The 12,153-nt window shown below is 72.6% G+C and carries 9 protein-coding genes; 2 read left to right on the top strand and 7 right to left on the bottom strand.

What is annotated here, in order from left to right; genetic code table 11:
* Positions 1-118 precede the first annotated feature (118 nt).
* Complete coding sequence (locus NI25_RS22975; protein WP_061444248.1) at positions 119-2,356, bottom strand: MMPL family transporter; 2,238 nt, start codon at positions 2,354-2,356, stop codon at positions 119-121.
* A 114-nt stretch (positions 2,357-2,470) separates the two neighbouring features.
* On the bottom strand, positions 2,471-3,070 hold the full coding sequence (locus NI25_RS22970; protein ID WP_061447050.1) for a TetR/AcrR family transcriptional regulator: 600 nt from the start codon (positions 3,068-3,070) through the stop codon (positions 2,471-2,473).
* A gap of 188 nt (positions 3,071-3,258) precedes the next feature.
* Between NI25_RS22970 and NI25_RS22965 the strand changes: the two genes are divergently transcribed.
* On the top strand, positions 3,259-6,714 hold the full coding sequence (locus NI25_RS22965) for a S41 family peptidase (protein ID WP_061444247.1): 3,456 nt from the start codon (positions 3,259-3,261) through the stop codon (positions 6,712-6,714).
* Positions 6,715-6,788: 74 nt separating this feature from the next.
* Here NI25_RS22965 and NI25_RS22960 read toward each other — a convergent pair whose 3' ends face one another.
* The 4 genes from NI25_RS22960 to NI25_RS22945 form a co-directional block, all read right to left on the bottom strand.
* Entirely contained in the window at positions 6,789-7,010 is a 222-nt protein-coding gene (locus tag NI25_RS22960) for a hypothetical protein (RefSeq protein ID WP_061444246.1), read from the bottom strand.
* An 85-nt stretch (positions 7,011-7,095) separates the two neighbouring features.
* On the bottom strand, positions 7,096-7,989 hold the full coding sequence (locus NI25_RS22955; protein ID WP_061444245.1) for an SDR family oxidoreductase: 894 nt from the start codon (positions 7,987-7,989) through the stop codon (positions 7,096-7,098).
* Positions 7,986-8,945: an alpha/beta fold hydrolase gene (locus NI25_RS22950; protein WP_061444244.1), complete on the bottom strand. Its 960-nt coding sequence runs from the start codon at positions 8,943-8,945 to the stop codon at positions 7,986-7,988. Before NI25_RS22950 ends, NI25_RS22955 begins: the two co-directional genes overlap by 4 nt.
* Complete coding sequence (locus NI25_RS22945; protein ID WP_061444243.1) at positions 8,942-10,483, bottom strand: flavin-containing monooxygenase; 1,542 nt, start codon at positions 10,481-10,483, stop codon at positions 8,942-8,944. Before NI25_RS22945 ends, NI25_RS22950 begins: the two co-directional genes overlap by 4 nt.
* A gap of 160 nt (positions 10,484-10,643) precedes the next feature.
* Here NI25_RS22945 and NI25_RS22940 point away from each other — a divergent pair, with 160 nt between their 5' ends.
* Complete coding sequence (locus NI25_RS22940; RefSeq protein ID WP_061444242.1) at positions 10,644-11,327, top strand: MerR family transcriptional regulator; 684 nt, start codon at positions 10,644-10,646, stop codon at positions 11,325-11,327.
* On the opposite strand, the gene NI25_RS22935 is transcribed toward NI25_RS22940, so the two are convergent.
* Positions 11,315-12,118, bottom strand: a complete 804-nt coding sequence (locus NI25_RS22935) for an exodeoxyribonuclease III (protein WP_061444241.1) — start codon at positions 12,116-12,118, stop codon at positions 11,315-11,317. The two genes, NI25_RS22940 and NI25_RS22935, sit on opposite strands and share 13 nt — an antisense overlap.
* Between the last annotated feature and the right edge of the window lie 35 nt (positions 12,119-12,153).

The following is a 12,153-nucleotide window of genomic DNA, read 5'->3' as shown; positions in this document are numbered from 1 at the left end:
ACCCGGTTACGGAGCCGGTCGCGGGCTCCTGAACGGGGGAAGCCGGTGAGGGCGGCCCCGTCCCCACGGAAGCCCTCACCGGCTGGTCTGTCGCCGTTCCCCTTTCAGAGGCGGCGGGTCAGGCGCGTACCAGCTCCCGGTCCTCGTCGGGGTCGGAGCCCCGCTCGCCGGCCGTGCGCAGGCCCTCGCCCTCGACGTCCACGTTGGGCAGTGCGCGGTCCAGCCACTTCGGCAGCCACCAGGCCTTCTTGCCGAGCAGCGCGAGGACCGCCGGGACGATGGCCATGCGGACGACGAACGCGTCGAAGAAGACGGCGATCGCGAGGCCGAAGCCGATCATCTTGACCATGGACTCGCTGGATCCGATGAAGCCCGCGAAGACCGCCATCATGATCACCGCGGCGGCGGTGACGACCCGTGCGCCGTGCTTGAAGCCGGTGACGACCGCCTGGTTCGGCTTCTCGCCGTGGACGAACGCCTCCCGCATGCGGGTGACCAGGAAGACCTCGTAGTCCATGGCCAGGCCGAAGACCACGCCGACCATGAAGATCGGCATCATCGACATGACCGGGCCGGTCTCCTCGACGCCCATCAGGCCGGACAGCCAGCCCCACTGGAAGACCGCGACGACCGCGCCGAGCGCCGCCATGACGGAGAGCAGGAAGCCGAGGGCCGCCTTCAGCGGGACCAGGATCGAGCGGAAGACCACGATGAGGAGGAGGAAGGCCAGGCCGACGACCAGGACCAGATACGGCACCAGCGCGTCGTTGAGCTTCTCGCTGACGTCGATGTTCATCGCCGTCGAGCCGGTGACCAGGGTCTCGGCACCGGTCTTCGCCTCCACGTCGCCGCCCGCGTCGCGGATGGCGTGGACGAGGTCCTCGGTCTGCACGGAGGACGGCTTGGAGTCCGGGACCACGGTGATCGTCGCGGTGTCGCCGCCCTTGTTGGGCGCGGGCGGGGTCACCGCCACGACGCCGTCGAGGCCCTTGATCTCACCCGCGACGTCGTCGAAGGCGTCCTTGGGCGCGTTGCTGCCCTTCGCGTCCACGACGACCATCAGGGGACCGTTGAAGCCGGGGCCGAAGCCCTCGGAGAGCAGGTCGTAGGCGCGGCGCTGGGTGGTGGACGTCGGCTGGGAGCCGTCGTCGGGCAGGCCCAGTTCCAGGGAGGCGGCGGGCACCGCCGCGGCACCGAGGCCGATGACGCCCAGCAGGAGGACGGCGAGGGGCCGGCGGACGACGAAGCTCGCCCAGCGGGTGCCCAGGTTGGCCTTCGGCTGACCGCCCGCCTCTTCCCGCTCCGGCTCGCTCTTGCGGGAGCGGCCGAGCAGCCTGCCCTTCGCGCCCGCCGGCTTGACCCTGCGGCCGGCGTAGCCGAGCAGCGCGGGGATCATCGTCAGGGCGATCAGGACCGCGATGGCGACGGTGCCGGCCGCCGCGACGCCCATCTTGGTGAGCATCGGGATGTTGACGACCGCGAGCCCCACCAGGGCGATGACGACCGTGAGGCCGGCGAAGACGACCGCGGAGCCCGCGGTGCCGACCGCCCGTCCGGCGGCCTCCTCGCGCTCACGCCCCTCGGCGAGTTCGGCGCGGTAGCGGGAGACGATGAACAGGGCGTAGTCGATGCCGACCGCGAGGCCGATCATCATGGCCAGGATCGAGGTGGTCGAGCCCAGTTCGAGCGCGCTGGCGAGCGCGGTGATCGAGGAGACGCCGATGCCGACGCCGATCAGGGCGGTGAGCAGGGGCAGCCCGGCCGCGACCAGGGAGCCGAAGGTGATGACCAGCACGACGGCGGCGACCGCGATGCCGATGACCTCGGTGGCGCCGGTCTCCGGGACGGCCTGGAGCGCGTCACCGCCGACCTCGACGGTCAGCCCGGCGTCGCGCGCCTGCTGGGCGGCGTCCTCCAGGGCGTCCTTGGTGGACTCCTCCAGCTCCATGCCGGAGACGTCGTACTTCACCGAGGCGTAGGCGATGGTGCCGTCCTTGCTGACGGCGTTGCCCGTGTAGGGGTCGGCGACCGAGGCGACCTCGGAGCCGTCCGTGAGCTCGTCGACGGTCTTCTGCACGGTCGCCTTGTTGCCGGCGTCCGTCATCTTCTCGCCGGAGGGCGCCTTGAAGACGACCCGTGCGGTCGCCCCGTCGGCGCTCGCACCGGGGAAGCGCTGTTCCAGCAGGTCGAAGGCCTTCTGGGCCTCCGTTCCGGGGATGGAGAAGGAGGAGTTGCCGGCGGGCGGGGCGCTGGCGGCGCCGACGCCGGCGAGCGTCAGCAGGGCCACCCAGATCAGGGCGACGAAATGCCGTCGGCGGAAGGCGAGCCGGCCGAGTTTGTAGAGGAACGTGGCCACGGGGGCGTACTCCCGGTCAGGTCGTGGGTCTTCAGGGCAGGGGTTATCAGCCCGACGACGTGAGCGGTTACGTCAGGTGGGGCTCAGGTGGGGTTCAGACAGTGCGTGGGGATGTCAGCGGGTGGAGACGCCGAGGGCGGGGAGGATCACGGCGTCGATGTAGGAGGCGAGGAACGCCCGGGTCGGCGGCTGGTCGTCCAGCAGCGTGCGGGTGGCGAACCCGCCGACCATCATGTGGACGAGGAAGTCCAGCGCCGGACAGTCCGGTCTGATCTCACCGCGGTCGACGGCGCGTTGCAGCACGCGCTGGAACTCCGCCATCTCCGGTTCGATGAGCTGTTCCCGGAAGGCCTGACGAAGGTCCGGGTTCTGGTGCAGCGCCATGGCGACGCCCCGCATCAGCGCGGAGTTCTGCTCCATGGTGCAGTCGTCCTCGCGCGCCATGAGGGCGTGCAGGTCGCCGCGGAGCGAGCCGGTGTCGACGTCGCCGATCTTGCCCGGCTTGTTGTGCCGCATGGCCTTGACGACCAGCTCCGGCTTGCCGCCCCACTGGCGGTAGAGCGTCGCCTTGCTGGACCGGGTGCGGGCGGCCACGGCGTCCATGGTGAGGGCGTCGTACCCGACTTCGCGGAGCAGGTCGAGCACGGCCTCGTACAGCTCGGCCTCGCGCTCGGGAGTGATCCGGCTGCGGCGCGCGGTGGCGGCCTCGGCCATCTCGCCCACTCCTCTCCGTTCCGTTCCGCTTCCGGTCGGCGTCCTTCGAGAACGACACCGTTTCGTACAAAACGAATGTACCCCACCGCATAGCGAAACGAAACGGTTTCGTTCGTGTTCTGGGTCACGGTTGTCGGCACCGCGTAAGCGCACCGTACGAGTTGCCGGTACCCGTCACCCGGAAAAGCATGGGGCGGGTGAGTTATCTGCGCCTTCCGCACCTCAGTGGCGACCAGCTGTGCTTCGTGGCCGAGGACGACCTCTGGCTCGCGTCCCTCGACGGTCCGGGCCGGGCCTGGCGGCTCACCGTCGACCGCACCAAGGCCGGCCCCCCTCGCTTCTCCCCCGACGGCCGCCACATCGCGTACACCAGCTGGCGCAGTCTCGTGCCCGAGGTCCACCTCGTGCCGGTGGACGGCGGCCCCGGACGGCAGCTCACCCACTGGGGCGGCTTCGACACCCGGGTCTGCGGCTGGTCGCCGCCCGATCCCGACGGCACCACCGCCGTCCTCGCCGTCGCCTCCCACGGCGAGCCCTTCTCGCACCTCACCTGGGCCTACAAGGTCACCCCCGACGGCGACCCCGGCCGCAAGCTGCCCTGGGGGCCGGTCTCCGACATCCAGGCCGCCGACCTCGACGGCGAGCGCAAGACGCTGCTCCTGACCGGCACCCCGCCCCACGAGCCGGCCGCCTGGAAGCGCTACCGGGGCGGCGCCACGGGCCGGCTGTGGCTGCACGGCGAGCGGCTCCTGCCCGACCTCGGCGGGCACCTCGCCGCCCCCATGTTCGTCGGCGGCCGGATCGCCTTCCTGTCCGACCACGAGGGCGTCGGCAACCTCTACTCCTGCGCGCCCGACGGCACCGGCCTGCGCCGCCACACCGACCACGACGCGTTCTACGCCCGCAACGCCGCGAGCGACGGCACGCGGGTCGTGTACCAGTGCGCGGGCGACCTGTGGATCGTGGACGACCTCGCGCCGGGCTCGGTGCCGCGCCGCCTCGACGTACGGCTGAGCGGTCCGCGTGCGGGGCGGCGTACGTATCAGGTGCCCGCCGCACAGCACGTGGGCGGCGTCTCCGTCGACGAGACGGGGCGGGCGAGCGCGGTCGTCGTGCGCGGCAGCCTGTACTGGCTCACCCACCGCGACGGCCCGGCCCGCACCCTCGCCGACACCCCGGGGGTGCGGGTGCGGCTGCCGGAGATGCTCGGGGACAGCGGGCGGATCGCGTACGTGACGGACGCGGAGGGCGAGGACGCCGTCGAGATCTCCTACCTGCCCCGGGCGACCGGCGGCCGCGCGGCCCGGCGGCTGGCCTCCGGACGCCTCGGCCGGGTCCTGGAGCTGGTCTCGGACCCCGCGGGCGAGCGCCTCGCCGTCGCCTCGCACGACGGACGGCTGCTGATCCTCGACGTCGGCGAACCGGACGCGGAGGTCGCGCTGACGCTGGACGCGGTGGACGCGGTGGACGCGGTGGACGCCGGGTCCCCGGTGGACGCGGGGGGCGAGGACGCGGCGGGGACGGCAGACCGGGCGGACACCACCCCGGGCGCCCCCACCGAGGACACCGACGCCGGGGGCGCCGTGAGGCCGGGTGCCCCGGGCACCCCCGCGACCGCCGGAGGCCAGGTCACCGAGCTGATCCGCTCCGTCAACGGCCCCGTGCGCGACCTCGCCTTCTCCCCCGACGGTGCCTGGCTCACCTGGTCGCACCCGGGCATCGGACGCACCCTGCGGCAGATCAAGATGGCCCGGATCGACGGCCCGGAGGGCCCCCTGGTCGTCGACGTCACCAACGGCCGCTTCGAGGACGAGAACCCGGTGTTCACCCGGGACGGCCGCTACCTCGCCTTCCTGTCCTGGCGCGGCTTCGACCCGGTGTACGACGTGCACACCGGCGACTTGTCCTTCCCGCTGGGCTGCCGCCCCTACCTGGTGCCGCTGTCCTCCGCGACCCCCTCCCCCTTCGCCCTCAACCCCGAGGGCCGCCCGGCCGCCGGGGGCCTGGACCCCCTGGAGGACGAGCCCGGCGAGGGCGGCGCGGTGACCGTCGAGGTGGAGGGTCTGGAGAGCCGGGTGACGCCGTTCCCGGTCAGCGCATCCAAGTACTCGGCCCTCGAGCCGGTCGCCGGCGGCGGCCTGGTCTGGCTGCGCTGGCCGATCTCGGGCGCGCTCGGCGAGACCTTCGCCAACCCGGCCGACCCGAGCGAGCGGCCGACACTGGAGCACTTCAACCTCGCCAAGGCGAAGAAGTCCGAACTGGTCGACCACCTCGACTGGTTCCGGGTCAGCGGTGACGGCAGCCGCCTGGTCGTGCTCGACGAGGGCGAACTGCGCGCCGTACCGGCGAACGAGGCGGGCGACGGCGACTCGACCACCTGGATCGACCTGCGCCGCATCCTGCACGAGGTCGACCCGGCCGCCGAGTGGCGCCAGGCGTACGACGAGGCGGGCCGCCTGATCCGCGCCTACTTCTGGGACCCCGGGATGTGCGGCATCGACTGGGACGCGGTCCTGGACCAGTACCGCCCGCTGCTCGAACGGGTCGCCTCCCCCGACGAGTTCGCCGACCTCCTGCGCGAGGTGCTGGGCGAGCTGGGCACCTCGCACGCGTACGTCGTCGCCGGCCGGCGCAACGAGGGCCCGGCGCACTACCAGCGCTGGCAGGGCCTGCTCGGCGCCAACTTCGTCTGCCGGGACGGGCGGTGGGTGGCCAAGCGCATCCTGCCGGGCGACTCCTCGGACTCCAGGGCCCGCTCGCCGCTGGCGGGCACGGGCATCCGCGACGGGGCCGTCCTGACCCACGTCGACGGCCGCCCCGTCGACCCGGTCCTCGGCCCGTCCCCGCTCCTCGCGGGCGCGGGCGGTACGACGGTGGAGCTGACCTTCTCCCCCGCCGAGGACTGCCAGGGCCCCGCCCGCCGGGTCGCCGTCGTACCGCTCGTCGACGAACGCCCCCTGCGCTACCAGGACTGGGTGGCCAAACGCCGCGAGGTCGTGCGGGAGTTGAGCGGCGAGCGGTGCGGCTACCTGCACATCCCCGACATGGGCGGCTCCGGCTGGGCACAGTTCAACCGCGACCTGCGCATGGAGGTGTCGCGGCCCGCGCTCATCGTCGACGTGCGCGGCAACGCGGGCGGGCACATCAGCGAGCTGGTCGTCGAGAAGCTGACCCGGACCATCCTGGGCTGGGACCTGACGCGGGACGCCCAGCCGGTGTCGTACGCCTCCAACGCGCCGCGCGGTCCGGTCGTCGCGGTCGCCGACGAGGCGACGTCGTCCGACGGCGACATGATCACGGCCGCGTTCAAGCTGCTGCGGCTCGGCCCGGTGGTCGGGCAGCGCACCTGGGGCGGTGTGGTCGGCATGACCGGCCGGCACCGCCTCGGCGACGGTTCGGTGATCACGGTGCCGATGAACGCGGCCTGGTTCGACGCCTACGGCTGGTCCGTGGAGAACTACGGCGTCGCCCCCGACGTCGAGGCGCTGCGCACCCCGCTGGACTGGGCCGAGGGCCGTTACCCGGTCCTGGACGAGGCGGTCCGGCTGGCGTTGGAACTGCTGGAGACCAACCCGCCCGCCACCCCGCCCGGTTACGACGCCGTACCGGACCGCTCGCGTCCGCCGCTGCCGCCGCGGGAGTAGGAGGGGCCGGTGACGGGGAAAGGGCACCCGCCCGGAACAACCGGGGGGCGCCCTCTCACTTCAGCGGCGGCGCGTCAGGCGTCGAAGCTGTCCTGGAGCCGCTCGTCCTCGTCGCGGCGGCGCGAGGACGGGTCCTGGTGCTCCGACTCCCGGCGGCGCGAGGACGACGGGTCCATCTCGTCCTCGTCGCGGCGGCGGTCGCGGTTCTGGAACTGGTCCCGCGCCTGCTCGGCACGCTGCTTGCCCTGCTGCTGCATGCGCTCGGCCTTGTCCTGGAACTGGTCCTTCATACCCATGTGGGTTCACTCCTGTGATCGGGCCCGACCGGTTCGGCCGGGTGCTCGATCAGATTCACACGGGCCGTGACCGTGCGCATGTCGATCACTTACGGACCGTAGTCGCCCTGGTGGGGCGCTGTTCGTCGGCCGCTCCGCCGGCGCCGACCAGCCCCACCCGCAGGCCGTCGAGCCGGTCCCCGAAACGCCGCATCTCGCGCTGTCCGACCGTGCCGATGACGGCCGGCAGGTAGCCGCGCACGCCCTGCATGCCGCGCAGCCACCACTGCCCGTAGACGTGCGCGGAGCGGCGCTCGATGCCCTCCACGAGCCGGTCGACCGCCGGGCCCAGCGGATAGGTCTTGTTGGTCGGCCAGGGCAGCCGCTGCCGCAACTCCCGCATGACGTCGTCCTGGTCGGCGCCGCGCACCATGTCGGTGTCGGTCCAGGACAGGTAGCCGACGCCGACCTTCACGCCCCGGTGCCCGACCTCGCCGCGCAGACTGTGCGCGTACGCCTCGACACCGGACTTGGAGGCGCAGTAGGCGCTCATCATGGGGGCGGGGGTGAGGGCGGCCAGCGACGCGATCTGGAGCAGGTAGCCGCGGCTCTCCAGCAGCGCGGGCAGGAAGGCGCGGGCGGTCACCGCCGAGCCGATCAGGTTCACCTCGATCACCCGCCGCCACGACTCGGGGTCGGAGTCGACGAAGGGACCGCCCGTGGCCACGCCCGCGTTGGCGACGACGATGTCGACCTTCCCGAACCGCTCCTTCACCTCCGCCGCGACCCGCGCCATCGCCTCGTGGTCGGTGACGTCGGCGTGCCAGTGGTCGCTGTCGCTGTGCAACCGGGCGGAGACCTGCTTGAGTTCGTCGGGCTCCAGCCCGACCAGCGCCACCTTCACACCGCGCGCGGACAGCTTGCGGGCCATCAACTCCCCCACGCCCCGTGCCGCTCCGGTGACGACGGCGACCCGCCCTTCCAGGCTCACCCTGCTCATGCGCTCTCCTCGGCGTGTACGGCACGCTCACCGCGTGCACTCGGTATGCGTGCGCTGGGTATGTAGGTGGCCGCGAGGGCCCGTATCTTGCCGGTGACCAGGTCCGGCGCCTCCACCGGCGTCATGTGGCCGAGCCCCGGGAGTTCGGTGAGGCCCACGCAGTCCGGCAGCGCGGCGGCCAGCGCGCGGGCGTGCACGGGCGGCGTCAGCCGGTCCGCCGTACCGACCACGACCTCCACCGGCATGCGCAACTCCCGTACGCCGTGGTCGAGGTCGAGCAGGTCGAGCACCTGGGACCAGCCGTGCCGCACCCGGGTCGGACAGGCGTGCACGATCCGGGCGCAGGCGTCGACCATGAGGGGGCTCGAACGCGGGCCCATCGTCCCGTACTTGAGGATCCGGCGGGCGAGCGGGGTGACCGGCCCGAGCGGAGCCCGGGAGCCGAGGACGTGCCGGGTCAGCCAGGTGCGCAGCCGGCCCGCCCGCATCGGGACCACGGTGGCGGACGCCACCAGCCGGGCGCTGCCCGTGCTGCACAGCAGGACGGCCGCCGCGTGCTCGCGCACCGCGGGCCGGGTCGCCGCCGCCATCAGCGTCATCCCGCCCATGGAGTGCCCGGCGATCACGGCCCGCTCGCCCGGCGCGAGGGTGGCCTCGAGGACGGCTTCGAGGTCGTCGGCGAGCGGCTCGGTGCCGTACGCCGGGTTGGCCGGGCTGCGGCCGTGGCCGCGCTGGTCGTAGGCGATGACGCGGTGGTCGGCGGCGAGTTCGCGGATCTGCGCCGCCCAGAAGGCGGTGGAACAGCACCAGCCGTGCGCGAGGACGACCGCGGGCGCGTTCCCGGGGCCGTGCACCTCGACGTGCAGGCGGGCGCCGTCGGCGGCGGTGACGGTCAGCTCGTGGGCGGGCACCGGCGGCGCGTACGGCCCGTCGGCGACGTGCGGCAGGCGGCTCACGCGCTCACCCCGGCGTCCGCGTCGGTGCCCGCGTCAGCGGCCTCGACCGGTCGCGGGGACGGGCGCAGCACCTGGTACTCCGCGAGGTCCACGCGCCGTGTCTCGCGCCGGAACTCGGCGGTGGTACCGGGCCAGACGGTGGTGTTGCGGCCGCTCGCGTCCAGGTACCAGCTGGTGCAGCCCCCGGTGTTCCACACCGTGCGCTTCATGCGCTCCTGCACCCGGTGGTTCCAGTTGCGCACGGCGGCCGGGCGCGGATCCAGGGCGGTGCGGCCGCCGAGGACGCTGAGCTGGCGCAGGTAGTCCGCCATGTAGTTCAGCTGGGACTCGATCATGAGGATCATGGACGAGTTGCCGAGGCCGGTGTTGGGCCCGATGACCGTCATGAAGTTGGGGAAGCCGGCCGCCGTGCCGCCGCGCAGGGCCTCCATGCCGCCCTTCCAGGTCTCGGCCAGCGTCCGCCCGTCCGCGCCCACGACCCGCTCGGCGATGGGCATGTCGGTGACGTGGAAGCCGGTGCCGAAGATGATCGCGTCCACCTCGGCCTCGGAGCCGTCGGCGGCGACGAGCGTCGACCCGCGCACCTCGCTGAGCCCGCTCGCGACCACGTCCACGTTGGGCTCGGCGAGCGCCGGGTAGTAGGTGCTCGACAGCAGGATCCGCTTGCAGCCGATGCGGTAGTCGGGGGTGAGCTTGGCGCGCAGGGCCGGGTCCTTGATGGCGGCGCCCATGTTGCGCTTGGCGATCCGCTCGACGAAGCCCAGCTCGTTCGGGTGCTTGGTGAAGGCCTGCACCTGGAGTTCCCGGATGCCCCACAGCAGCCCGCGGCGGAGCTTGGTGGTGGCGGGCACGGCCCGGTGCAGGGCGCGCTCGACACCGCTGATGGCCCGGTCCATGCGGGGCATCACCCAGGCCGGGGTGCGCTGGAAGAGGGTGAGCCGGCCCACCTTGGGCTGGATCGACGGCACGATCTGGATGGCGGAGGCGCCGGTGCCGATCATCGCGACGCGCTTGCCGGTGAGGTCGTAGTCGTGGTCCCAGCGGGCGGAGTGGAAGACCTTGCCGGGGAAGGTGTCGAGCCCCGGGACGTCCGGCATCTTGGGGTCGGACAGCGGTCCGGTCGCGGAGACGACGACGTCGGCGGTGAGGGTGCCGCGCACGGTCTCGATCTCCCACCGAAGCTGCTCGCCGTCCCACGCCATCCGCTTCACCTCCGAGTCGAAGCGGAGGTGGGGGCGCAGTCCGAAGGTGTCGGTGACGTGCTCCAGGTAGGCGCGGATGTGCTCCTGCCCGGAGAAGGTGCGCGGCCATTCGGGGTTGGGCGCGAAGGAGAAGGAGTACAGGTGGGAGGGCACGTCGCAGGCGCAGCCGGGGTAGCTGTTGTCCCGCCAGGTGCCGCCGACGCTGCCGGACCGCTCCAGTACGACGAAGTCGGTGATCCCTTCGCGCCGCAGCCGCACGGCGGCCCCCAGCCCGCCGAAGCCGGACCCGATCACCGCCACCCGTACGTGTTCGTGAACCTGCTCGTGCTCGGCCATCCCGGAGCCTCCACGCTTGCCTGGACCGTCTGGAACCGTTCGGAACCACTTGGAACCGTGCCAGTGAACACTGGCGCAATGGGAGCGTAGAGCAGCGCCGTACTCATGGGTAGGGGTTGGACGGAGGAAAGTTACCCGCGGTACGCCATAGGGTCGTGACGTGACCGAGAAGCGTGAATACCGCATGGAGGAACTGGCCCGGCTGGCCGGCATCACAGTGCGCACCCTGCGCTTCTACCGCGAACGCAAACTGATCCCGCCGCCCCGCCGCGAGGGCCGCATCGCCTGGTACGACGACCACCACCTGGCCCGCCTGCGCACCATCGCGGCGCTGCTCGACCGCGGCCACACCCTGAACGGCATCGCGGAACTGGCCGACGCCTTCGACCACGGCCGCGACGTCGGCGACCTGCTCGGCCTCGGCGAGCCCACCGAGGAGACCCCGGTCCGCCTCACCCCCGAGGAACTCGCCGCCCGCTTCGAGGGCCAGGTCAGCGCCGAGAACCTGGCCGCCGCGATGGAGCTGGGCTACCTCGGCACCGACGGCGACGAACTGGTCCACATCAGCCACCGCCTCCTCGAGGTCTCCTCCGCCCTGGTCCGCGAGGGCATCCCGCTCGGCGAGGTACTCCAGGCCGGCGCCCGGGTCCGCGAGCACGCCGACGCCCTCGCCGACCTCTTCGCCGACCTGATCCTGCGCCACGCCCCCGAACCGGAACTCCACCGCCTGCGCCCGCTGGCCCGCAGCGTGGTGGAGGCGGAACTGTCCCTGGCGCTGGACCGGCGGATACGCAAGCGGACGGACCAGGCGGCCGGGACGGAGGCCGCCCCTCAGCGGTCGTAGACCACCGTGACCGGCGCGTGGTCGGACCACCGCTCGGCATGCGTGGCGGCACGCTCGACGTACCCCTTGACGGCCTTGGCGGCCAGCCCGGGAGTGGAGACGTGGTAGTCGATCCGCCATCCGCTGTCGTTGTCGAAGGCCCGCCCCCGGTACGACCACCACGAGTACGGCCCCTCGACGTCCGGGTGCAGGGCGCGCACGACGTCCACGTAGCCGCCCTCCGCCGGGTCGAGGACACGGCTCAGCCACTCCCGCTCCTCCGGGAGGAACCCGGAGTTCTTCCTGTTGGCGCGCCAGTTCTTCAGGTCGGCCTCGCGGTGGGCGATGTTCCAGTCGCCGCAGACGACGACCTCGCGCCCCTCGGCGGCGGCCCGCTCGCGCAGTTCCTTCAGGTAGGCGAGGAACTCGCCCATGAAGCGGACCTTCTCGTCCTGGCGCTCGGTGCCGACCTCGCCGGAGGGGAGGTAGAGCGAGGCGACCGTCACACCGGGCAGGTCGGCCTCGACGTAACGGCCACTGGTGTCGAACTCCGTCGAACCGAAACCGACGCGCACGGCGTCCGGCTCACGGCGCGTGTAGAGGGAGACGCCGGCCCGGCCCTTGGCCGCGGCGGGGGCGTGCGTCACGTGCCAGCCGTCGGGCGTGCGGACGTGCTCGGGCAACTGCTGGGGTTCGGCCCGCACCTCCTGGAGGCACAGCACGTCGGCGGAGGTGTCGGCGAGCCACTCCACGAAGCCCTTCTTCGCGGCAGCGCGCAGACCGTTCACATTGGCGGAGGTCACGGTGAGCACCAGGGCACGATACCGGCACACTGGACGATGTCCCG

Origin of the sequence: Streptomyces sp. CCM_MD2014, assembly GCF_000772045.1 — a bacterium.
In the GTDB taxonomy this organism is placed as follows: domain Bacteria; phylum Actinomycetota; class Actinomycetes; order Streptomycetales; family Streptomycetaceae; genus Streptomyces; species Streptomyces salinarius.
Note: the sequence above shows the minus strand (reverse complement) of the source record. Positions and strands in the feature narration are given on the sequence as shown.

Excerpts from the sequence above, each read along its gene's own strand:
- NI25_RS22945 (WP_061444243.1), bottom strand. The coding sequence starts at position 10,483 with ATGGCCGAGCACGAGCAGGTTCACGAACACGTACGGGTGGCGGTGATC.
- NI25_RS22960 (WP_061444246.1), bottom strand. The coding sequence starts at position 7,010 with ATGGGTATGAAGGACCAGTTCCAGGACAAGGCCGAGCGCATGCAGCAG.
- NI25_RS22955 (WP_061444245.1), bottom strand. The coding sequence starts at position 7,989 with ATGAGCAGGGTGAGCCTGGAAGGGCGGGTCGCCGTCGTCACCGGAGCG.
- NI25_RS22965 (WP_061444247.1), top strand. The coding sequence starts at position 3,259 with ATGGGGCGGGTGAGTTATCTGCGCCTTCCGCACCTCAGTGGCGACCAG.
- NI25_RS22970 (WP_061447050.1), bottom strand. The coding sequence starts at position 3,070 with ATGGCCGAGGCCGCCACCGCGCGCCGCAGCCGGATCACTCCCGAGCGC.